Below are 20733 nucleotides of genomic sequence, written 5' to 3' on the forward strand. Positions count from 1 at the left end.
CCTACCAGCTCGGCACCATATTCGCAGCCTTCAGCCGCGGATAAAGGCGCGCCTGGGCGGATTTGACATCCGCGTCCAGGCCGTCGTCGACGACAGCCGGCGTGATGTTGTCGAGGCATGCAGTGATATGGGCCGTGATTGCGTTCATCAGCGACAGCGAGACGCCCGGCCGCTTCATGATGCCGATCTGCACCGGCGGCAGCGCCGGGAAACCGTCGGCCTGGCTCAGCACCTTCATGCCCGTGCGCAGCGCCGATTCCGGCATCACCGACACCGCCATGCCGGCAAGCACGGCCGCAGCGACGACGGTGCAGGACCAGCTGGTGAAGAGGATCTGGTGCTCGCGGCCGACGGCATCGAGCGCCGAGCAGGCGAGCTGGCGCCACTGGCAGTCGCGGCGGCCGACGGCAAGCGGCACCGGTGCGTCGTCGCGGATCGGATGGTTGGCCGAGCCGACCCAGCAGAGCGGCTCGGTTCTCACCACGTCGGACATGCGCTCGCGCGGATTGTGGGTGACAAGGGCGATATCGAGCTCGCCCTTGTGCATGCGCTCGGCAAGGTCCATCGACGGCTCGCAGACGATGTAAAGCTCGACATTCGGATGCGTCTTGGCAAAACGGCCGATGATTTCAGGCATATAGCGGTCGGCGTAATCGTCCGGCGTGCCGATGCGCAGCGTCCCCTCCAGCCTGTTGTCGTCAAAGGCGGCGATCGCCTCATTGTTGAGGCGGATGATGCGCCGGGCGTAATTGAGCAGTTTTTCCCCCTCGACCGTCAGCCGGTTGCCGCGGCCATCCTTGATGAACAGCTGCTTGCCGATGCGCTCTTCGAGACGGCGCATCTGCATGGAGACGGCGGATTGGGTCTTGTAGACCCTGTCGGCGGCCTTGGTGAAGCTGCCGGAATCGACGATGGCGATGAAAGTCTGCAACTGGTCGAGATCAAGAGGCGCGGACATGGGTTCACCTATAAAGATAGCTGATGATAATCATTAGAAACATTCGTTGGACTGATCAATAGGTCTTTGGCATCTTCGGGGTGCAAATCAAGCAAAGTGAAGGGCAGACACCCTGCCTGCCCAAGCAGAATTCAGCCTTATCCCCTCTCGCACGACCTCGCGGGAGGGGTGGGTTGTTGCGTGCCCGAGAAAGGAGAGTTCGATGCACACGACAGACCGAACACTAGAACTCGACTGCAGCAAGCTGACCCCGACGCTTTTCCAGCGTCTGGTGGCAGGCCTCGCTCCGCTGGTCTCCCTCTTTCGCGGGTTTCGCAATCGAATGGAGGTCAACGGGCTGCATGATCTGAACGACAGTCAGCTGAGGGATATCGGCCTCACCAGGGCCGACCTGACCTCGGCGTTCCTGGCCTCGACCTTTTTCGAGGATCCGTCGGAACATCTGACGCGCTCGGCGCGCAATCGCTGGCGCCTGCAGTTCTTCCGCTCCTGCGACGAGTAGGAGCGCGAGTTTCCCCGCAGGGTGATAGCCAATAGCCCTGCCGCTTGACCCGGTGATCGGCTTTCCCAGCCATCGCCGGGTCTTTTTATGTCTTGGTGTCAGGAGAGGGCTTCGGCCGGTAGGTTTCGAAAATCGCTTCCAGGTTTCTCTGGTAGCTCTTCTGCACTTCGAGCCCGCTGTCGAACATGGCGTTCAGCATGCCGGTATAGCTCTCGGCAGCGGCTTTCGCCTCTTCCTCTGGCGCTTCCGGCGTCTTGGCCGCCGATTGCTTGGCCACTGGTTGTTTGGCCGCCGGCTGCTGGAGCCCGGTCATCATCTCCTGGAAAGCCTTGGCGAAGGGATTGTCGAGGAAGGGATTCGGCTGCGGCGCCGGTTCCTGTTTCGGCACCGAGAACATCAGCTGCATCGCCTGTGTGAAGGGATTGTCAAAGATGTTCGGTTCCGGTGCCGCCTTCGGCTTCGGCGCAAAGCCGGTGCTCTCGAGCCATTTCTGAATGGTCTCGCCCATTGCTGTGTTGACAAAGGGATTGACCGGCGAGGCCATCTGGCCGGTCGTCTGTTTGAACAGGCCGCCCATCAGTGTGTCGGCCAGCACCGGCAGCATCTGCTTGTAAATATCCTGGCCGATGCCGGTCATCTGCGCCGCCTGGGCGGCAACCGCGCGCGAAACCTCTTTCGAGCCGAACAGCTGGGCAAGGATGTTGTTGCCGTCGGAAATGCCCTCCGGCGTGAAGGCTCGGCTCATATCCTCGAAATATCGAGCGTAGTTGCCGGAGGCGACGGCCTGCATCAGCCCGACGAAATCGTAAGGATTGCCGGTGCTGCGCTTCAGGCCGGCGGAAAAGGCCGGCATCAGCGCCGCCATGGCCTTGGTCGCCTGTTCCTGCGCCAGGTTGAATTGCCGGGCGACCGCCTCCATCGCCGCGCCGTTCTGCGCCTGCATCATCATGTCGAAGAGTGGCAGCATGGAGGTCCCTTTCCCCGAGTCGTGACGCGTTTTGACGTCACTATATCCGGAAATGGTAATGCGCAAACGGCTTTTTGCTAGAGGCGTTTAGGACGATCTCAGTACTGATAGTCCTCAAAGACCGGTTCGACGGAACCCTGCCAGCGGCCGTGATAGAGCGAAAGCAGATCCTCGGCGAGCGTCGCCTTCTTGGCAAGCACCTCGTCGAGCGGCGCAAGGAAGATGCTCTCGTCCTGGCCTTCGCCGTTGAGCTTGCCGCGCGCTTTGAGGCCGGCCTTCGATATGCCGACCACCTCGCGGGCCATCTCGAGAAGCGAGTGCCCGCGAAACTCAGCCTGCAACCCTTCGGCCGGAACGGCGTTGCGCAGGGCGCTGACCTCGGCAAAGCTCCAATCCTTCGTCAGCTCGTCGGCGGCCTCGAGCGCCGCATCTTCATAGAGCAGGCCGACCCAGAAGGCCGGCAAGGCGCAGATGCGCCGCCATGGGCCGCCGTCGGCGCCGCGCATTTCGAGGAAGCGTTTCAGCCGCACATCAGGGAAGAGTGTCGAAAGATGATTGGTCCAGTCGCCCATCGTCGGCGAGGGATCGGCGACCTCGCCCTTCAAGGCGCCGTTCATGAACTGGCGGAAGGTGACGTGCGTACAGTCGTGATAGCGCCCGTCACGGACGATGAAATACATCGGCACGTCGAGCGCCCATTCGGCATAGTCGCGGAAGCCGAAATCGTCGCGGAAGGTGAAGTCGAGGAGGCCGGAGCGCTGGTTGTCGACATCGCGCCAGATATCGCCGCGCCAGGAGAGCAAACCGTTCGGCTTGCCTTCGGTGAAGGGCGAGGAGGCAAAGAGCGCGGTCGCCAGCGATTGCAGCTTCATCGAGACACGCATCTTCTGGCGCATGTCGGCTTCCGAGGAGAAATCGAGATTCACCTGGATCGTGCAGGTGCGGTACATCATGTCGAGGCCCTTGGTGCCGACCTTCGGCATATAGCGGGTCATGATCTCGTAGCGCGATTTCGGCATTTGCGGGGTTTCAGCATAGGTCCATTTCGGACTGCCGCCGATCCCGAGGAAACGGATGCCCATCGGTTCGGCGATCTCGCGCAAGGTCGCCAGGTGCTGGTTCGATTCCCGGCAGGTCTGGTGGATCGTCTCGAGCGGCGCGCCGGAGAGTTCGAACTGGCCGCCGGGTTCGATCGAGATCGCGCCCATGCCGTTCTGTTCGGCAAGGCCGATGATGTTGCCGCCGTCCAGGATCGGCTCCCAGCCGCTCTTTTTCTGCAGGCCGGTAAGCAGGGCGGAGATGCTGGCATCGCCGAAATAGGGAACCGGGCTGTTGTCGGCGCGGAAGAAGGCGAACTTCTCATGTTCGGTGCCGATCCGGAAGCGCTCCCGCGGCTTGTTGCCCGCGGCAATGTAATCGGTCAATTCCTGGACCGAAGAGAGCGGCGTCTGGTCGGTGGTGTCGCGGGCCATGCGGGGTACCTGTATTCGAAAGGCGCCCAGGGGGCCGGGCAATTGGAAGGTGATTAGGACCCAAGCCACGTATGTTGCAAGTGAAATTCTTTCAACGACGCATCAAAAAAACAGCAGTGATTTCTGCGTCAACCCGTTTTCGCAGTCACGTCCAGTCGCCGATCGTCGCCTGGACCACCGCCAGCGCCGCAACGGCCGCCGTATCGGCCCTGAGGATGCGCGGCCCGAGCGGAATGGCGGTGACGAAGTCGAGGCTTCGAAGCCGCGCCCGTTCCTCTTCCGAAAAGCCGCCTTCCGGCCCGACGAGCAGAGCGAGATGGCGTTCCTGGATGGCAGACAGCACCGGCAGCGGGTTTTGCCCGGCATCGCCCTCGTCGCAATAGATGATGCGCCGCTCGCTCGGCCAATGGTCGAGCAGATCGGAAAGTCTCACCGGTTCGGCCACGGCAGGGATGCCGAGAACGCCGCATTGCTCCGCCGCCTCGACGACATTGGCCCGCAGCTTGTCGAGATTGGTGATTTTGCCCTGCACGTGCTGGGTCATGACTGGCTGCAGCAGGCCTGCTCCCATTTCGACCGCCTTCTGCACCAGATAGTCCATGCGCCCGACTTTGAGCGGCGCGAAAAGATAATGCAGGTCGCAAGGCGCCGGCTGTGGCCGCGTCTGCTCGGTTGCCGTCAGCTGGATGCGTTTGCGTGTGGGGAAGGAGAGGGAGGCCTTCCACTCGCCGTCACGGCCGTTGAAGAGCAGGATGTCCGCAGCTTTCTCCATCCTCAGCACATTGGCGAGATAGTTGAACTGATCGGCATTCGCCTCCACGATGGCGCCGCTGGAAAGCGGCGCTTCGACGAAAAGCCGTTGCATGCGGAAGTTGGCGCGCATTCGAAAAACCTGAGGTTTCAGACAAAGAGCGCGAACATAACCCAATAAATCATCGCCGCAAGCGCTCCCGAAACCGGTACAGTGATGATCCAGGCCGCGATGATCGTCATGAAATGCGAGCGGCGCACGAGATAGCGCCGCCGCCTTTCATGAATGTTCGGCTCCTCCGGTTCATCCAGTTCCCAGCTGTCGGCCTTGCGCCTGATATAGGCGATGCGGCGCTTCGAATGGCGGGTATACCATTCGCGGAAGAAGCCGACGCCGAACACGGCGCCGACGGCGATATGCGTGGTGCTGACCGGCAGGCCTAGCCAGGAGGCGACGATGACGGTGAAAGCGGTCGACAGTGCGACGCAGTAGGCGCGCATCGGGTTGAGCTTGGTGATCTCCTCGCCGACGAGGCGGATGAGGCGCGGCCCGAAGAGCAGCAGGCCGACGGAGATGCCGAGGGCGCCGATCAGCATCACCCAGAGGGGCGGATGGCCCACGCCGCCGTCGCCGCCGATGCCGGCCGAATGGACGACTGCCGACAGCGGCCCGACCGCGTTCGAAACGTCGTTTGCGCCATGCGCGAAGGACAGCAGCGCCGCAGAGCCGATCAGCGGCAGCCGGAATAGCGCCCGCAGTGAGCTGTTGCGGTTTTCAAGATCCCGCGCTTGCGCGAGGACGAGAGGACGGGCGGCAAGCCAGCTCACCAGCCCGATACCGATCCCGATCAGAATGACGGTGAAGGGCGGAAATCTGCCGATCGGCGACAGCTGCAAAACCATGTAGGCCATGAAGGCGCCGGCCATCGACGCGACCAGCACCGGCACCCAGCGCCGCGCCGCCGCGATCTTGTCGTCGCGATAGATGATGAGCGTCTTGACGAGGTAGAGCAGGCCGGCCGCAATCAGCCCGCCGATCAGCGGCGAGGTGATCCAGCTCGAGGTGATCTCCAGCATGACCCGCCAGTTCACCGGCTCCGTCCCGACGGCCGAGATGCCGGCGCCGATCACTGCACCCACGATCGCATGGGTGGTGGAAACCGGCGCGTTCATCCAGGTGGCGAGGTTGATCCAGAGGGCGGCGGCCATCAGCGCCGCCATCATGATCCAGCCGAGTATTGCCTCCGGCACCTCTACGGCATCGACGATGTTGGAGGAGATCGTCTTGACCACCTCGCCGCCGGCGATCGTGGCGCCGAGGACTTCGAAAATCGCGGCGATGACGAGCGCCTGGCCCATCGTCATGGCGCGCGCACCGACGGCCGCGCCGACATTGTTGGTGACGTCATTGGCGCCGATATTCATCGCCATGTAGCCGGCAAGGGCCGCCGCCGCCACGACGAGCATGGCTCCTGGGCGGTCGAACACATAGACACCGGCAAAGAGCATGGTCAGGCCGACGAAGATCAGCCCCAGCCCCGGCGCCACCAGCCGTCGCAACACATGCTTGGCCACATCCTCGACATGAGTGATCTTGTCGAGGTCTTTGTCGAGCGTGCGTTTCGTGAGGACGGCAGGGCGTGGTGGCATTCTTTTTCCCAAGGATGAATCTGCTTCTACGCTGCCTTTCTAGCAGTGCAAGATGGCAGGATTCATTCCGCCGGGATTTGCTTCGCCGCTTTGGCCGAAAGCCTGTCGGTCAGCTTCCGCTTGAAGGCGAGGAACAGGTGGCGCAGCTCCGGTTCGCGCACGCGGCCGGCCGCTTCGTCGAACGAAACCCACTCGATGGTGCGTTCACCCTTTTCCTTGAAATTTTTGGCCATGCCGGTGACTTCAAGCGGATAGACTTGCACCTTGCAAGATACACGCACCCCATCCCGGAGCACCTTGGGATAGCTGTAGGCGCCAAGCGTCTCCATTTCGACTGAACCCTTGACCCCGGCTTCTTCCATGGCCTCCTGTGCGGCGACTTCGTGCGCACATTTACCGTTCATCGGCCAGCCCTTGGGAATGACCCAGCGGCCGGTATCGCGGCTCGTCATCAGGAGAACCTCGAGCTTATCATCGTCCCCCACTCGATAGCAGAGCGCACCATATTGCTGTCGCGGCGGGCGCCGGAACATCAGTTGCACATCGGATGCCAGTCGGGCGAGAAGGGTCAATTGTCGGGTCACCTTTGTCGTTGATGTTAGGAATCGCTCATATACCTTGTATCACGGAAAGCTTGCGCAAGCCAAAATTTGCGGCACGATCCGAAAGCGATTGTTTCTCCCTGTTTCATAGGGAAATCGAGCTGGGGCAGGCTCGAAAAAACCGTCACCTCCTGTCTCGAACGCGTCGCGTTGCACAGGTGTACAATATGATCCCGGCGTGCCTCCAAATCAATGGTGGGGCCGTTTGTTCCACCGGGATTTCAGATTTGGAGAACCGCACCTCCCCTTGGCGCCGGTGGCGTGGCCGACATCGGCCCAACGTGCAAACGCCCGTCTCGGTCCTTCGCGTTGACGTGAGGTGCTGTCAGCGCTCCCAATAGGGAACCGGCCCGTACAGCTCGGTGAGATAGTCGATGAACAGCCGCACCTTGGCCGGCAGGAACTGTCGGCTGGGATAGACGGCCGAAAGCGTGACATTGTGCGAGCCCTCATAGGCGGGCAGCACCTGCACCAAGCGGCCGGCCTTGAGTTCCTCGCCGATATCCCAGGTGGAGCGCAGCGCGATCCCGAGGCCTGATATAACAGCCTCGCGGATCACCTCGCTGGAATTGGTGATCAGCATGCCGTCGGGCCGCAGGCTGAGGGCGCCATCCGGCCCGGTCAGCCGCCAGGTATCGTTGTTGTGTGCCGGCAGGCAGCGATGGTGTTTCAGGTCGTCGATATGCCTGGGCTCGCCATGCGCGGCCAGGTAATCCGGCGAAGCGCAGAGCAGCCGGCGCACCGGCGCCAGCCGTCGGGCGACGAGGCTGGAATCGGTCAGTTCGGCAATCCGGATCGCCAGATCGAAACCGCCGCCGATGATGTCGCTGAACTCGTCGGTCAGCACAAGGTTGATCGCAAGCTCCGGGTGGGCCTGCATGAACGCCGTCAGATGCGGCGCGATATGCATGCGGCCGAACGAGGTCGGCGCCGAGATCTTCAGCGTGCCGTGCATCTGCGCCGAGCGGCCGGAAATGTAGAATTCGGCCTCCTCCAACCCAGCGAGAATGCCGAGAACGCGGTCGTAAAAACCCTGTCCGGCTTCCGTCAGCGAGATCTGCCGCGTCGTGCGCTGCAGAAGCCGGGTGCCGAGCCGGTCCTCCAGCCGCTTGATCCGCTTGGAGACGACGGCCGGGGAAAAGCCGAGCGCCCGCCCGGCCAGCGACATGCTTCCCGTCGAAACGACCTTGGCAAAGATTTCGAGATCACCCAGGTTGGTCATAAGGCTTTCAACTTTTTCCCCTTTTGGCATAAGTGCTTAGCATTTGCGCCAGTTTCGGGAAAGTGCTAAGCCGGTTCACCGGCGGCAGAGGCTGGCGGCCCGTCCCGCTGTCATCTTGCCGCTGTGATTTCCGGTCGTCAGGGTCAGGGAGGACACCATGTCCGACGCCATTCCGTTTCTCGCCCCGCGCGCCGATGTGCTGGCGCGCCGCGCCCGGATCGTTGCCGATCTCACCGATCTTCTGCCGCCGGAATGCCTGGTTCATGAGGCGCGCGAGCTGGTGCCGTTCGAAACCGACGCCTTCGTGTCCTATCGTCGCCTGCCGCTCGCCGTCGCCCTGCCGCGCACCACGGCCGAGGTGGCAGCCGTCATGCGTTATTGCCACCGTTACGGTATTCCCGTGGTGCCGCGCGGCGCCGGCACCTCGCTTTCCGGCGGCGCCATTCCGCAGGAGGATGCCGTTGTGCTCGGCCTGTCGAAGATGAACAGCATTCTCGAAATCGATCTGCCGAACCGTGTGGCAGTGGTTCAGGCCGGTGTCACCAATCTCAACATCTCCGAATCCGTTTCGGCCGACGGCTTTTTCTACGCGCCTGATCCGAGTTCGCAGCTCGCCTGCACGATCGGCGGCAATATCGGCATGAATTCCGGCGGCGCCCACTGCCTGAAATATGGCGTCACCACCAACAATCTGCTCGGCGTCAGAATGGTGCTGGTCGACGGCACAGTGATCGAGCTCGGCGGCAAGGCGCTTGATGCGGCCGGTTACGACCTGCTCGGCCTCGTCTGCGGCCATGAAGGCCAGCTCGGCATCGTCACCGAGGCGACCGTGCGGCTGATCGCCAAGCCGGAGGGTGCGCGCCCGGTGCTCTTCGGGTTCGAGAGTTCGGAAGATGCGGGCGCCTGCGTCGCCGATGTCATCGCCGCCGGCATCATCCCCGTTGCGATCGAATTCATGGACAAGCCGGCCATCGAGATCTGCGAGGCCTTCGCCCATGCCGGCTATCCCCTCGATGTTGGGGCGCTGCTGATCGTAGAGGTCGAGGGTTCGGAGGCCGAAATGGACGCCACCCTAAAAGACATCGTCGAGATCGCCCGCCGCCATGCTGTAAAGACCGTGCGCGAATGCCAGTCGGCCACCGAGGCGGCGCTGATCTGGAAGGGGCGCAAATCCGCCTTCGGCGCCACCGGCCGCATCGCCGACTATATCTGCATGGACGGCACCGTGCCGCTCAGCCAGCTTTCTTATGTGCTGAAGAAGACCACTGAGATCGTCGATCATTATGGCCTGAGGGTCGCGAACGTCTTTCATGCCGGCGACGGCAACATGCATCCGCTCATCCTCTTCAATGCCAACGACCCCGAGGATGCCGCCCGCGCAGAAGCCGCCGGCAACGATATCCTCAAGCTCTGCGTCGACGCCGGCGGCTGCCTCACCGGCGAACACGGCGTCGGCATCGAAAAGCGCGACCTGATGCGCCATCAGCATTCGGAGGCCGATCTCGCCCAGCAGATGGCGGTGCGCGCCGCCTTCGATCCCGGCTGGCTCCTCAACCCGTCGAAGGTCTTCCCGCTCGAAGGGCGCCCTGCCGCATGATCGACCTGATGCCGACAAGCGAGGAACAGGCGGCGGCCATCGTCCTAGCACATGCGGAGACGAACCGGCCGCTCGCTGTCTGTGGCGGTGATACGCGCTCGGGTTTCGGCAATGCCGTTGCATCAGAAGACCGGCTGCGATCGACCAGGCTTTCCGGCATCGTCGCCTACAATCCCGGCGAGATGGTCATGACAGCTCGCTCGGGTACGCCGCTTGCGGAAGTCGAGGCGGCCCTGTCCGAAGGTGGCCAGATGCTTGCCTTCGAGCCGATGGATCATCGCCCAGTCATGCGCAGGTCGGGCGAGCCGACGATCGGCGGCGTCTTTGCCGCCAATGTTTCCGGCCCGCGCCGCCTCATTGCGGGGGCCGCCCGCGACAGCCTGCTCGGCGTGCGCTTCGTCAACGGCAGGGGCGAGATCATCAAGGCCGGCGGCCGGGTGATGAAGAACGTCACCGGCCTCGATCTCGTCAAGCTGATCGCCGGCTCGCACGGCACGCTGGGTTTTCTCACCGAACTGACCTTTCGCGTGCCGCCGCGCCCGAAGACCGAACAGACGCTGGTTCTGTCCGGCCTCAACGATGCCGAAGCGGCCAATGCCATGGCGGCGGCGATGGCGCTGCCGGTCGAGGTCTCCAGTGCCGCCCATCTGCCGCTGACCGTGACCTGGAAATTCCTTGCCGGCAAATTGCCCGAGGGCGAGGCGACGGTTCTGCGCGTCGAAGGCCTGCCCGGTTCGGTCGACGTGCGCATCGAAAAACTTGCGGCGGCGATGTCGGCCTTTGCCACGGTGACGCGGCTGGATGAGCCGGAAAGCCGCAGGCTCTGGCAGGAGATCCGCGACGTGCTGCCCTATGCCGATGGCACGACGCGGCCGGTCTGGCGCGTCTCGGTCGCCCCAGGAACCGGCCATCAGCTGGTCGCGGCACTTCGCCTCGAAGCCGGCGTCGACGCCTTCTACGACTGGCAGGGCGGTCTCGTCTGGATGAGGATGGAGGCAGACCCCGAAGCGGAGCTGGTCCGCCGCTTCATCATGGCGCTCGGCGGTGGCCATGCGACGCTGATCCGCGCGTCGGCGGTGGCGAGGGCGGCAACGGCTGCCTTTCATCCGGAGCCGGAGGCGGTGGCGATGCTGTCGCGGCGGGTGAAGGAAAAGTTCGATCCGGCGGGGATTTTTAATCCGGGGAAGATGGGGTGAGCGATAAGATGGCTCTGCGCGCGAGTTACCCCCCTCTGTCCTGCCGGACATCTCCCCCACAATGGGGGAGATCGGATCGCGGCAGCGGCTTCCCCAAACAACTGGGGCACTGCAGTTGGAATACGGCAGAGAATGGGCGATGGTCCCACCTCTTGTTGATCTCCCCCCTTGTGGGGGAGATGTCCGGCAGGACAGAGGGGGGTGCCCCAGGCACAGCGCCCCCCAAGCGGAGGCCCCGCTAGATGCAAACCAACTTCACCCCGTCGCAACTGCTCGATCCCCATGTCGCCGAATCCGAGCAGATCCTGCGCAAATGCGTCCACTGCGGCTTCTGCACCGCCACCTGTCCCACCTATGTGACGCTCGGCAACGAGCTCGACAGCCCGCGCGGCCGCATCTACCTGATCAAGGACATGCTGGAAAACGGCCGTGCCGCCGATGCCGAGGTCGTCACCCATATCGACCGCTGTCTCTCCTGCCTTGCCTGCGTCACCACCTGTCCCTCGGGCGTCGACTATATGCATCTGGTCGATCACGCCCGCGCCCATATCGAAAAGACTTACAGGCGGCCGTTCATGAACCGGCTGACGCGCGCCATTCTCGCGGCCGTACTGCCCTATCCCGGCCGTTTCCGCCTGGCGCTCCATCTCGCCCGTCTCGGCCGCCCCTTTGCCGGCCTGATGCGGGGAGCGGCACTCAAACCCTTTGCCGCTATGCTGGCGCTTGCGCCACGCCGCATCCCCGCGCCTTCAGACTTTTCAAAACCCGGCACCCATCGGCCCGAGACGGCGCGGCGCGGCCGGGTGGCGATTCTCACCGGCTGCGCCCAGCCGGTGCTCGATCCCGGCATCAACGCCGCAGCGATCCGACTGCTGACGCGGCTCGGCATCGAGGTTGTGGCGCCGGAAGGTGAGGTCTGCTGCGGATCGCTGGTCCATCATATGGGCCGGGCCGAACAGGCGCTCGCAAGCGCCCGCACCAATGTCGATATCTGGACGCGCGAGATCGAGAGCCATGGCCTCGATGCGATCATCATCACCGCATCGGGCTGCGGCACGACGATCAAGGATTACGGTCACATGCTGCGCCTCGACCCCGCCTATGCCGCAAAGGCGGCGAGGGTCTCGGCGCTGGCAAAGGACATCGCCGAATATCTGGCGACCCTCGACCTGCCGGCCCATATGCCGAGGGGCATCACGGTCGCCTATCATTCGGCTTGTTCGATGCAGCACGGCCAGCGCATCACCCTTGCGCCAAAGCAACTGCTGAAGGCGGCGGGCTTCACTGTGCGCGATCCGGCCGAAGGCCATCTCTGCTGCGGCTCGGCCGGCACCTACAACATCATGCAGCCGGAGATTTCGGCGGAGCTGAAGGCGCGCAAGGTCAAAAACATCCAAGCCACCAAGGCCGATATCATCGCCACCGGCAATATCGGCTGCATCACTCAGATCGCCACCGGCACCGAGATCCCGATCCTGCATACGGTCGAGCTTCTCGATTGGGCCTATGGCGGCGCTGTGCCGGAAAAATTAACCGGTTTGCCGTTAGGCTGAAGGGAATGCAGGCCCATTCGGGCTGCTCCCGGGAGGTTGGGCGATGTGGCGGGGAATGATTGTATTTGCGGGACTGCTCGGTGCGGCAGGCGCGGCCCATGCCGACAGCCGCCTATTCTGTTCCGCCGATGACGCGCAGGCGCGGTTCACCCTCGAAAGCGGTTTTGCAAACGAAGGCGGCCATAGGCTCAACCATTTCCGCGGCGCGCTTATTGTCAAGGATCCCGCGCAAGCGGCTTTTGCAAAACGTCTGTTCGAATCGCAGCATCTGAGCAATCACTGGTCGCGCGATGGCGAACTGCTCCTGGAAGTCTTCGACGGCGGCGGTGACGATACCAGCGGCGCAACGCTGGATCTGGTGGTGGTTGCCGGCGCCCGCGGCAAGCCGGCGGCGAATTTCAGCGGCACCTATTCCCTGACAATCGAGGGCGGCAGCAAACCTTACGCCGCCGAGGGCAAGGTCAGCTGCGGCACGAAATAGAGCAATTTCAGGAAAGTGTGAAGCGGTTTTCCGTCCGAAATTGCGCCAAACAAAAGGTTAGAGCGGTCCTGCTTTCATGAAAAGCTGAACCGCTCTAACGCCGCAGCTGAATTTCAATCATTACCAGTGGAACGATACGCCGACATTGACGGCGTTGGTGAAGATATTGGTCTTCAGCCGGTCGCCGCTGTCGATCGGAACGTCGACGCGCGAATAGGTGCCTTTGTATTCGACGAAGGTCGACCAGCGGTCGGTCACCTTGAAGTCGACGCCGGCTTGGGCCTGCAGCGTCACGCCGCCGAATTCGTAAGCCCAGGTCTTGCCCTCGGGGCGAATCACTTCGACATGCGGAATGTTCACGCCGATGCCGGCGCCGAGATAGGGCGTCCAGCGGCGGGTCGGATCCTGGAAGCGATAGAGACCGTTCACGGTGAGCAGGTTCAGGCCGTCGGTGAACTCGAAATGCGACCAGCCGGCCTTGGCGAGCGTGTCGTCGTCGGCATAGACCTTGTCATGGGTATAATCGAGCGAGATACCCCAGTTCGGCTTGTTGAAATTCTCGAGCCACCAGGTGACGCGGCCGCCATAATAGGGCGGGGCGCCGAAGGATTTGCCTTCCCAGCCGGCCGTAAAATGCGTGCCGTCCGAGACGTCGACGCCACTGTGCGGCGCGGTCTGATAGCCGCCGTAAATGGAGAATTCCAGGTCTTCCGCCGAGGCGGAGGCTGCTGAACAGATGGTGAAAAGCGCGATGCCCGCAAGCAGGGAGGCGGAGGAACGCAGCGCATATGTCATTGAATAGCCCCGATATTGCAAATATGTCGACTCTTAGGCACCAGTGCCAGCTTTCCGCCGTAAAGTCTAAGGAAAAGAAAAGGCGCGTCAGAATGCGCCTTTCGTTTTTTCGCAAGTGTTGCTCAGCCGCCGAACATCGTGCGCAACACGTCGATGCCCCGGTCCTCGAATGCCACCTTGCCCTGCTTGTTGCCGGGACCGATGACGATCACCTTGGTGCCGACGGGGGCACGATCATAAAGATGCATCACGTCCTCGTTCATCATGCGGATGCAGCCGGAAGACATGTTGAGGCCGATCGTCCAGGGCTGGTTGGTGCCATGGATGCGGAAGATGGTGTCGCGGCCGCCCTGATAGAGATACATGGCGCGCGCACCGAGCGGATTGTCCTCCCCGCCTTCCTGGAAGGCGGGGATGATGTGGCCCTTGGCGGCTTCGCGGCGGCGCATTTCGGCCGGCGGCGTCCAGGCCGGCCATTCGGCCTTGCGGCCGATCTTGACGATGCCCGACCAGCCGAAGCCGTCGCGGCCGACGCCGATGCCGTAGCGGGTGGCGCGGTTGTTGCCTTCGACAAGGTAGAGATACTTGTTGTTGGTATCGATGATGACGGTGCCGGCCACTTCCGTCGTCACCAGGCGCACTTTCTTGCGCTTGAACTGCGGCTTCACATATTTCGGCATCTGCGCGACGCGCACGATCTGCGCCGGAGCCCGTGTATTGTCGGGCGTGGAGCCGGCCGGTGCTGCAAAGGCGGATGTAGACATCAAGGACAAGACAAGTCCGGCGGCAGCCAGACCCGGCATTAGTTTGATCATGATCGATTCCCCTCAAGCAAATTCGCCCGAAGCTACATGAACTCCTGCTCGATTCAAGATCGACCCGGCCGGATAAAGCAATTTCGCTGAAGGAAACCGCCTGTTCTTGCGGCTTCCAAGATATCGCCTGTGTCTTTACATGACGATGACGCGGGTTCCGACGTTGACGCGGTCGTAGAGATCGACGACGTCCTCGTTGCGCAGGCGGATGCAGCCGGACGAAACAGCGCTGCCGATCGACCAGGGCGCATTGGTGCCATGGATGCGATAGAGCGTCGAGCCGAGATACATGGCGCGGGCGCCGAGCGGGTTTTCCGGGCCGCCGTCCATGCGCGCCGGCAGATAGTGGCCTTTGGCGGCCTCGCGGCTGATCATCTCGGAAGGCGGCGCCCAGTCCGGCCATTCCGTCTTGCGGGTGATCTTGTGGGCGCCGGCCCATTCGAAGCCGGGCTTGCCGACACCGACCCCGTAACGCCGCGCTTTGCCGCCGTCCATGACGAGATAGAGAAAGCGGTTATTGGTATCGATGACGATGGTGCCGGGTTTTTCCGTGGTGTCGTAATCGACCATCTGCGGCAGATACTGCGGCTCGATCGGATGGCGGATCGCCGGGATGCCGGAATTGATCGCCGAAACCGTCTGGGGGACGGGCTGTGGCGCCTGGCGGATGACGCGGCGCTGGAAGAGGCCGCGCTGCTGCGGCTGGACGACCGGGCGCTGATAGACGACCGGCCGGACCTTGCCGCCGAGCTGGTTGATCCATGGTGCGGTCAGATCGGGGCTGAGGATAACAGGCGGGCGGGTGGCGTAGCGGTCGTCTGCAATGGCGGCCGTGGAGAAGATGCCGCAGAAGGCTGCGGCAAGAAAAAGGTGTTTCATCATCGGACGAACTCTCTACAAATGACCGAAAATGGACTGGCGGGACGGGTCCGCCTGGGCGGAGATGGTCCGCCCGGGAAAGACGCTGCCACCCCATCCGCCAGCGAATGGTAAAGATTGATCCATGAAAGACCGACCGGCCGAATAAACTTTTCGTCAGGGTTACCGATCGGTTTGGAAAGATGGTTTGCAAATGGTAAGGCCGGAATCATGACCGGAGAACGAAGCGGACATGAGCACGACTGGCATCATCATCGGCGAGGACGGCAGGGGCCGCTGCCACTGGCACGCCAACCTGCCGGACTATCTCAAGTATCACGACGAGGAATGGGGCCGCCCTGTCACCGACGATATCCGCCTCTTCGAGAAGATCTGCCTCGAAGGTTTCCAATCCGGGCTTTCCTGGCTGACCATCCTGCGCAAGCGGGAGAATTTCCGCGCCGCCTTCGCCGGCTTCGATTTCGAGAAGGTTGCCCTCTTCGGTGAGAAGGATGTGGCCCGCTGCCTGGCCGATGCCGGCATTATCCGTCATCGCGGCAAAATCGTTTCGACGATCAACAATGCCCGGCGCGCCATCGTGCTCCGCGACGAATTCGGCTCGCTCGCCCGTTATTTCTGGCGCTACGAACCCGGCCACAATGAGCGGCCTGTTGTGGTCGACCGTGAACACATCGTCGCCAATCCGACGACGCCGACATCGGTCACCATTTCGAAGGATCTGAAGAAACGCGGCTGGACCTTTGTCGGCCCGACCACAGTTTATGCCTTCATGCAGGCGATGGGCCTCGTCAACGATCATCTCGAGGGCTGTTTCTGCCGGCCCGAGGTGGAGGCGATGCGCGCCGTCCTGGTTCGACCATGAAAGATCTGTCCGTGAGAATAGTGTTCGCCGCACTTGCCCTGTTGTTCTTGCCGGCCTTTGCCGCGGCGCAGACGCCGCAGCTCGATCCCGGCGAGAAGCTGGAGAAGCTGCAGTTTCCGGCCGTCACCATGCAGCTCAAGGGATGGACGAAATTCGGCAGCGGCCACGTCTACACGCTGCCGGTGCGCGCCGGTCAGCACGTGAAGATCGATTTTTCCACCAAGAGCAAGTTCGCCTTCCTGGCGATCTTCGACCTGTCGAAACCCGACGACGAAGCTTTCTTCGGCACCGATGAGGACGGTTTGAGCTTCCAGACGACGGTGAAGGAAAACACCACCTGGCTGCTGCGTCCCTACTACTCCAAGGTCTCGCCGCGCCGCGGCCTCGGCGCTCCCTTCAGCATTTTGATCGAGCCGTTGGCCGCCGCCCCGCAGCAGCCGCCGGAGCCGGAATCGCCCTCACTGTTTCCGAAGGCGCCTCCCAAGGCGAAATGACGCACGCCCCCGCTATGCCAGCTGTTCGATCAGGTCGCGCAATTCGCCGAGATGGCCGATCTTGCGAAAACGCGGCGCCTCCGTCGGTTCGTCCACATGTTCCAGCACCCAGGTGAGTTCGTGCGGCACGAAGACGCCGTAACTGCCGGCGGCGATCGCCGGCACGATATCCGATTTCAGCGAATTGCCGACCATCATCGCCCGCTCCGGCCCGTCCCCGACCTTGGCGAAGATGCGGCGATAGGTGACGGCCGTCTTGTCGGATACGATCTCGACCGCATCGAAGAAGTCGCCGAGCCCGGATTGGGCAAGCTTGCGCTCCTGGTCGAAGAGATCGCCCTTGGTGATCACGACCAGCAGATATTTGCCGGCAAGCGCCTCCAGCGTGTCGCGCGCATGCGGCATGGTCTCGACCGGATGGCTGAGGAGGTCGCGGCCGGTATCGAGGATTTTGGCGATGACGCTGGCCGGCACTTTGCCCTCGGTGATCTCGATCGCCGTCTCGATCATCGACAGCGTGAAGCCCTTGATGCCGAAGCCGTAATGGCGAAGATTGCGTTTCTCCGCTTCCAGCAGCCGCTCGGAAATCTTCGGGCCTTCGGCGAAATCGGCAAGAAGCTCGGTAAAATGGGCTTCCGTCAGTCGGTAATATTGTTCGTTCTGCCAAAGCGTGTCGTCGGCATCGAAGCCGATCGTCGTCAGTGCTCGGGTCGTCACATGCGCACCTCTTGAACTATGGCCGCAATCTATCGGCCGCCTGTGTCGAGACAAGGGCTATGTCGAGACAAGGGCGTCCGCCTTCGATGCGACAAGGCTTGGCGTTGAAAAGCGTCGCCGTCGCACTACATCGAATGGGCCTCACCCAGCAGCCAGCCACGGCTGTGCCTGTCGCGCGCAGGCCAATAATCAAAAGATGAAGTTCTTCCGTTCGCAAGTCCCTCTTGCGGCAGACACAAAGGATTTTTTCGACCATGCGTTACAATCAACTCGGAAATACGGGACTTTTCGTCTCGGAAATCTGCCTGGGCACGATGACCTTCGGCGAAGCCAAAGAAGGCAGCATGTGGGGCGCCATCGCCGATGTCGACCAGAATGCCGCCGATCGGATCGTCGAGCGCTCGCTTGCAGCAGGCGTCAATTTCATCGATACGGCCGACGTCTATTCATCCGGCGAGTCCGAAAGGCTGCTCGGTCAGGCGCTGAAGAACCTCGACATCCCCCGCAAGGACGTCGTCATCGCCACCAAGGTCTATGGCGTCATGGGCGACCAGCCGAACGACCGCGGCGCCTCGCGCGGCCACATCATGGATTCGGTCGAGGCGAGCCTCAAGCGCCTGCAGACAGATCATATCGATCTCTACCAGATCCACGCGACCGATACGGTGACGCCGATCGAGGAGACGCTGCGCGCCTTCGACGATCTCGTTTCGCGCGGCCTCGTGCGTTATATCGGCGTTTCCAACTGGCAGGCGTGGCGTATTTCAAAGGCGCTCGGTCTCTCCGAACGCCGCGGCTTTGCCCGCTTCGAAACCGTGCAGGCCTATTATTCCATCGCCGGCCGCGATCTCGAACGGGACATCGTGCCGATGATGCAGGAGGAAAAGCTCGGCCTGATGGTCTGGTCGCCGCTCGCCGGCGGCCTGCTCTCCGGCAAGTATGGTCCGGGCGCCCCCGGCAACGGCGAGGGCCGCCGCGCTAGTTTCGACTTCCCGCCCGTCGACAGGGACCGGGCCTGGGCCTGCGTCGCCGTCATGCGCGAGATCGCCGAAAAGCACGGCGTCAGCGTCGCGACCGTGGCGCTCGCCTATATTCTCGCCAAGCCTTTCGTCACGACGGTGATCATCGGCGCCAAGCGCGTCGACCAGCTCGACCAGAACCTCGCTGCCGTCAAGCTGAAGCTCGATGAAGATGATTTGAAAAAGCTCGACGAGGTGAGTGCCCTTGCTCCGGAGTATCCTGGCTGGATGCTGTCGCGGCAGGGCGCGGGCCGCCGGCCGGCGGATTTCGAGGCGAAGGACTGAGGTCGCTCGAACCAGTAGGGAACGCCTGATATAAGGCGTTCCCTAGTTTGTTGACTACTTCTCCTCCGTCATGCCCGGCCTTGTGCCGAGCATCTGAGCACAGCAATTATTTGACGGGAAAACAAATATTTTCCAATCGCTTAATTCGATCGCAGCAGATCCTCGGCACAAGGCCGAGGATGACGTCGTGGGTGTTGCAGTGGTTGTTAGCAGCCTCTGGCAGCGATCGTTTACTTGCCGTGGGGCTTGAGCCAGGCGTTCATCTCCTCGATCTCGGCTTCCTGCGCCTTGATGACCGTTTCGGCGAGCTTGCGGATTTTAGGATCCTTGCCGTATTGGAGCTCGACCTTGGCCATGTCGATCGCGCCCTGATGGTGCGGGATCATGCCGCGGACGAAATCGACGTCGGCATCGCCGCTATACTCGATCATCATATTCTTGTGCATTTTGTCGTTCGCCTCGCTGAAGGCGTGGCTCGCCGCGTCGTGGCTGCCCATTGGCTTGCTCATATCCATGGGCTTGTCTTCGGCAAAAGCGGGGGCGGCAAAAGCGGCAAGCATTGCGGTAAGCGTGATGATTTTCAAAGACATGAGAGTTCCTTCCTCTGTCTGACAATAGAGTTTTCCGGGCAGCCGAAGCCGGCCATTCTGCATGGAAAATCCAATATCAGACCAGTCGGGGAGGGGGCGCCTGTGGAGCAGGCCTGTTGTCATCGAGGGCGCGGGCAAGCGGCGGCGCGGGATAGCCGAAATCGGCTTTTCCGCCGGCCACGGCCATCACTGCCGGCGGCAGCAGAAGACAGGCGGCGCAAAGCGGCATATGTGCAGAGTTTCCGCTGGCGCAGGGATCTTTCAAGGGAGCGGCCTGGCCCGCTTCTTTCGGCTTATGCATGCCAGCCATTTCGTGGTGCATGCTGCCGCTGTCGACGGCAACCGGCGCATTCATCGACGCGCATGTCGGACAGCCCGCCCATGCCGACATGGCGCTGTAGACCAGCCAGCCGAGAAACATCGTGATGAGGGCGAGCATGCGCATGGCGTCTGATATAGGTGAATGCCGGCTGCAAGCCAAGTACCGCCGGGGGGCACATCCCGATCACCAGCCGGCAATGACCTTGTGTTCGATCCGGTAATCCCTGCTCTCCTCGCCGAGCGGAGCGACCGGCCATGTCCAGACCGCTTTCGCCGGCGGCGGGGCGACGCCGTGCAGCAGGTCGGCCTCCTCATGTGTTTTACCGTTGCGATCGATGACGGCATAGGCGATGTCGGTCACGAGGCAGTGCCGGCAGGAAAGTCCGGAAAGGCCGCTGAGATGCGCCGCGATCAGCCTCTCCACCGTGTCTTCAGGCATTCGACCGGTCGCCTCGGCTTCATGGCGCCGCTGCACGCCGCGGCCGATCTGGGACAGGAGATTGGCGAAAACCACGAAATCGAGATAGGGCACGTTGCGCAGAAAGCCGAGCGGTTCGGGCTCCTGACCGGCGGCGAGATCGTCGTAGCCGGAGAGATCGCGCTCGATCAGCCGGACGTTGCGATAGCCCTTGGCCGCAAGCCAGAGCCGCACCGAGGCGAGATGAACGAGATCGATGAGCACGACCGTGTCGAAATCGCGTGCCAGTTCGCCGATCGGCACGTCCCGCAACAGGCCGGAGCCGAGCACGACGGCGGTCCGCTTCTGCCTGAGGCCGGCCGCCGCTGCACGGATAGCGTTGCGGCTCTGCTCCTCGTGGTCGGCCCAATCCCCGGCGCAACGTCCGGCCCGCGACCAGAGATTGACGGAATAGCGGATGAACTTCCGATGGGGCTTGCCGGTCAGCGGCAATGTCGCGGCATAGAGGAGCGCCTCGGTGATCATGAGCATATCCGCATTCTGAACAAGGCCGCATTGTTCGATCGATTCTGGTAGCGCCATCAAGGC

Annotated in this window: 22 protein-coding genes; 8 read left to right on the forward strand and 14 right to left on the reverse strand. The window is 62.5% G+C overall.

The genetic code is table 11. The annotated features are described in order from the left end of the window. Window position 1: 1 nt before the first annotated feature. Window positions 2–958, reverse strand: a complete 957-nt coding sequence (locus AMK02_RS04140; RefSeq protein ID WP_064800787.1) for a LysR substrate-binding domain-containing protein — start codon at window positions 956–958, stop codon at window positions 2–4. A gap of 202 nt (window positions 959–1160) precedes the next feature. Here AMK02_RS04140 and AMK02_RS04145 point away from each other — a divergent pair, with 202 nt between their 5' ends. Then, a complete protein-coding gene (locus AMK02_RS04145) occupies window positions 1161–1460 on the forward strand; it encodes a DUF1127 domain-containing protein (RefSeq protein ID WP_064800788.1) in 300 nt (99 codons plus the stop codon). Between the two features lie 85 nt (window positions 1461–1545). Here the strand turns inward: AMK02_RS04145 and AMK02_RS04150 are convergent, their stop codons facing one another. From AMK02_RS04150 to AMK02_RS04175, 6 genes are all read right to left on the reverse strand, one after another. Next, entirely contained in the window at window positions 1546–2427 is an 882-nt protein-coding gene (locus AMK02_RS04150) for a DUF937 domain-containing protein (protein ID WP_064800789.1), read from the reverse strand. 98 nt (window positions 2428–2525) lie between these two features. Continuing rightward, window positions 2526–3899 (reverse strand): glutamate--cysteine ligase, encoded by a 1374-nt coding sequence (locus AMK02_RS04155; protein ID WP_064800790.1) that lies wholly within the window; start codon window positions 3897–3899, stop codon window positions 2526–2528. A 145-nt stretch (window positions 3900–4044) separates the two neighbouring features. Further along, window positions 4045–4782, reverse strand: coding sequence for a 16S rRNA (uracil(1498)-N(3))-methyltransferase (locus AMK02_RS04160; RefSeq protein ID WP_064800791.1), 738 nt, complete (start codon window positions 4780–4782; stop codon window positions 4045–4047). Between the two features lie 17 nt (window positions 4783–4799). After that, entirely contained in the window at window positions 4800–6299 is a 1500-nt protein-coding gene (locus AMK02_RS04165; RefSeq protein ID WP_064800792.1) for an inorganic phosphate transporter, read from the reverse strand. A 62-nt stretch (window positions 6300–6361) separates the two neighbouring features. After that, complete coding sequence (locus AMK02_RS04170) at window positions 6362–6871, reverse strand: NUDIX hydrolase (RefSeq protein ID WP_064800793.1); 510 nt, start codon at window positions 6869–6871, stop codon at window positions 6362–6364. A 355-nt stretch (window positions 6872–7226) separates the two neighbouring features. Then, window positions 7227–8123 (reverse strand): LysR family transcriptional regulator, encoded by an 897-nt coding sequence (locus AMK02_RS04175; RefSeq protein WP_064800794.1) that lies wholly within the window; start codon window positions 8121–8123, stop codon window positions 7227–7229. Between the two features lie 157 nt (window positions 8124–8280). Here AMK02_RS04175 and AMK02_RS04180 point away from each other — a divergent pair, with 157 nt between their 5' ends. The 4 genes from AMK02_RS04180 to AMK02_RS04195 all read left to right on the forward strand — a co-directional run bounded on the left by AMK02_RS04180 (window position 8281) and on the right by AMK02_RS04195 (window position 12950). Next, window positions 8281–9720, forward strand: a complete 1440-nt coding sequence (locus AMK02_RS04180) for an FAD-linked oxidase C-terminal domain-containing protein (RefSeq protein ID WP_064800795.1) — start codon at window positions 8281–8283, stop codon at window positions 9718–9720. After that, entirely contained in the window at window positions 9717–10916 is a 1200-nt protein-coding gene (locus tag AMK02_RS04185) for an FAD-binding protein (RefSeq protein ID WP_064800796.1), read from the forward strand. The genes AMK02_RS04180 and AMK02_RS04185 overlap by 4 nt, the downstream gene beginning before the upstream one ends. 242 nt (window positions 10917–11158) lie before the next feature. After that, window positions 11159–12469: a glycolate oxidase subunit GlcF gene (gene glcF / locus AMK02_RS04190; RefSeq protein WP_064800797.1), complete on the forward strand. Its 1311-nt coding sequence runs from the start codon at window positions 11159–11161 to the stop codon at window positions 12467–12469. Window positions 12470–12512: 43 nt separating this feature from the next. Continuing rightward, a complete protein-coding gene (locus AMK02_RS04195; RefSeq protein ID WP_064800798.1) occupies window positions 12513–12950 on the forward strand; it encodes a hypothetical protein in 438 nt (145 codons plus the stop codon). Between the two features lie 120 nt (window positions 12951–13070). Here the strand turns inward: AMK02_RS04195 and AMK02_RS04200 are convergent, their stop codons facing one another. From AMK02_RS04200 to AMK02_RS04210, 3 genes are all read right to left on the reverse strand, one after another. Then, entirely contained in the window at window positions 13071–13745 is a 675-nt protein-coding gene (locus AMK02_RS04200; RefSeq protein ID WP_064805913.1) for an outer membrane protein, read from the reverse strand. 122 nt (window positions 13746–13867) lie between these two features. Beyond that, a complete protein-coding gene (locus AMK02_RS04205; protein ID WP_064800799.1) occupies window positions 13868–14560 on the reverse strand; it encodes a L,D-transpeptidase in 693 nt (230 codons plus the stop codon). Between the two features lie 135 nt (window positions 14561–14695). Continuing rightward, window positions 14696–15442 (reverse strand): L,D-transpeptidase, encoded by a 747-nt coding sequence (locus AMK02_RS04210; RefSeq protein WP_064800800.1) that lies wholly within the window; start codon window positions 15440–15442, stop codon window positions 14696–14698. Between the two features lie 229 nt (window positions 15443–15671). Here AMK02_RS04210 and AMK02_RS04215 point away from each other — a divergent pair, with 229 nt between their 5' ends. Continuing rightward, window positions 15672–16301 carry a DNA-3-methyladenine glycosylase I gene (locus AMK02_RS04215; protein WP_064800801.1) on the forward strand — a complete coding sequence of 210 codons (630 nt, stop codon included), beginning with the start codon at window positions 15672–15674 and terminating at the stop codon, window positions 16299–16301. After that, on the forward strand, window positions 16298–16795 hold the full coding sequence (locus AMK02_RS04220) for a hypothetical protein (protein WP_064800802.1): 498 nt from the start codon (window positions 16298–16300) through the stop codon (window positions 16793–16795). The genes AMK02_RS04215 and AMK02_RS04220 overlap by 4 nt, the downstream gene beginning before the upstream one ends. Window positions 16796–16807: 12 nt before the next feature. Here the strand turns inward: AMK02_RS04220 and AMK02_RS04225 are convergent, their stop codons facing one another. Next, window positions 16808–17512 (reverse strand): HAD family hydrolase, encoded by a 705-nt coding sequence (locus tag AMK02_RS04225; protein WP_064800803.1) that lies wholly within the window; start codon window positions 17510–17512, stop codon window positions 16808–16810. A 254-nt stretch (window positions 17513–17766) separates the two neighbouring features. On the opposite strand from AMK02_RS04225, the gene AMK02_RS04230 reads away from it, so the two are divergent. Beyond that, on the forward strand, window positions 17767–18816 hold the full coding sequence (locus AMK02_RS04230) for an aldo/keto reductase (protein ID WP_064800804.1): 1050 nt from the start codon (window positions 17767–17769) through the stop codon (window positions 18814–18816). Between the two features lie 230 nt (window positions 18817–19046). On the opposite strand, the gene copM is transcribed toward AMK02_RS04230, so the two are convergent. The 3 genes from copM to AMK02_RS04245 all read right to left on the reverse strand — a co-directional run bounded on the left by copM (window position 19047) and on the right by AMK02_RS04245 (window position 20676). Next, entirely contained in the window at window positions 19047–19406 is a 360-nt protein-coding gene (copM, locus tag AMK02_RS04235) for a CopM family metallochaperone (RefSeq protein ID WP_064800805.1), read from the reverse strand. A 76-nt stretch (window positions 19407–19482) separates the two neighbouring features. Beyond that, window positions 19483–19851, reverse strand: coding sequence for a hypothetical protein (locus tag AMK02_RS04240; protein WP_064800806.1), 369 nt, complete (start codon window positions 19849–19851; stop codon window positions 19483–19485). A 60-nt stretch (window positions 19852–19911) separates the two neighbouring features. Then, a complete protein-coding gene (locus AMK02_RS04245; protein WP_064805915.1) occupies window positions 19912–20676 on the reverse strand; it encodes a hypothetical protein in 765 nt (254 codons plus the stop codon). Between the last annotated feature and the right edge of the window lie 57 nt (window positions 20677–20733).

Source organism: Rhizobium sp. N731 (genome assembly GCF_001664145.1).
Taxonomy (GTDB): domain Bacteria; phylum Pseudomonadota; class Alphaproteobacteria; order Rhizobiales; family Rhizobiaceae; genus Rhizobium; species Rhizobium esperanzae.

What these genes read in the sequence shown, in the direction of transcription:
- AMK02_RS04140 (WP_064800787.1), bottom strand. Translation starts at nt 958, where the DNA reads ATGTCCGCGCCTCTTGATCTCGACCAGTTGCAGACTTTCATCGCCATC.
- AMK02_RS04145 (WP_064800788.1), top strand. Translation starts at nt 1,161, where the DNA reads ATGCACACGACAGACCGAACACTAGAACTCGACTGCAGCAAGCTGACC.
- AMK02_RS04150 (WP_064800789.1), bottom strand. Translation starts at nt 2,427, where the DNA reads ATGCTGCCACTCTTCGACATGATGATGCAGGCGCAGAACGGCGCGGCG.
- AMK02_RS04155 (WP_064800790.1), bottom strand. Translation starts at nt 3,899, where the DNA reads ATGGCCCGCGACACCACCGACCAGACGCCGCTCTCTTCGGTCCAGGAA.
- AMK02_RS04160 (WP_064800791.1), bottom strand. Translation starts at nt 4,782, where the DNA reads ATGCGCGCCAACTTCCGCATGCAACGGCTTTTCGTCGAAGCGCCGCTT.
- AMK02_RS04165 (WP_064800792.1), bottom strand. Translation starts at nt 6,299, where the DNA reads ATGCCACCACGCCCTGCCGTCCTCACGAAACGCACGCTCGACAAAGAC.
- AMK02_RS04175 (WP_064800794.1), bottom strand. Translation starts at nt 8,123, where the DNA reads ATGACCAACCTGGGTGATCTCGAAATCTTTGCCAAGGTCGTTTCGACG.
- AMK02_RS04180 (WP_064800795.1), top strand. Translation starts at nt 8,281, where the DNA reads ATGTCCGACGCCATTCCGTTTCTCGCCCCGCGCGCCGATGTGCTGGCG.
- AMK02_RS04185 (WP_064800796.1), top strand. Translation starts at nt 9,717, where the DNA reads ATGATCGACCTGATGCCGACAAGCGAGGAACAGGCGGCGGCCATCGTC.
- glcF (WP_064800797.1), top strand. Translation starts at nt 11,159, where the DNA reads ATGCAAACCAACTTCACCCCGTCGCAACTGCTCGATCCCCATGTCGCC.
- AMK02_RS04195 (WP_064800798.1), top strand. Translation starts at nt 12,513, where the DNA reads ATGTGGCGGGGAATGATTGTATTTGCGGGACTGCTCGGTGCGGCAGGC.
- AMK02_RS04200 (WP_064805913.1), bottom strand. Translation starts at nt 13,745, where the DNA reads ATGACATATGCGCTGCGTTCCTCCGCCTCCCTGCTTGCGGGCATCGCG.
- AMK02_RS04205 (WP_064800799.1), bottom strand. Translation starts at nt 14,560, where the DNA reads ATGATCAAACTAATGCCGGGTCTGGCTGCCGCCGGACTTGTCTTGTCC.
- AMK02_RS04210 (WP_064800800.1), bottom strand. Translation starts at nt 15,442, where the DNA reads ATGATGAAACACCTTTTTCTTGCCGCAGCCTTCTGCGGCATCTTCTCC.
- AMK02_RS04215 (WP_064800801.1), top strand. Translation starts at nt 15,672, where the DNA reads ATGAGCACGACTGGCATCATCATCGGCGAGGACGGCAGGGGCCGCTGC.
- AMK02_RS04220 (WP_064800802.1), top strand. Translation starts at nt 16,298, where the DNA reads ATGAAAGATCTGTCCGTGAGAATAGTGTTCGCCGCACTTGCCCTGTTG.
- AMK02_RS04230 (WP_064800804.1), top strand. Translation starts at nt 17,767, where the DNA reads ATGCGTTACAATCAACTCGGAAATACGGGACTTTTCGTCTCGGAAATC.
- copM (WP_064800805.1), bottom strand. Translation starts at nt 19,406, where the DNA reads ATGTCTTTGAAAATCATCACGCTTACCGCAATGCTTGCCGCTTTTGCC.
- AMK02_RS04240 (WP_064800806.1), bottom strand. Translation starts at nt 19,851, where the DNA reads ATGCGCATGCTCGCCCTCATCACGATGTTTCTCGGCTGGCTGGTCTAC.
- AMK02_RS04245 (WP_064805915.1), bottom strand. Translation starts at nt 20,676, where the DNA reads ATGCTCATGATCACCGAGGCGCTCCTCTATGCCGCGACATTGCCGCTG.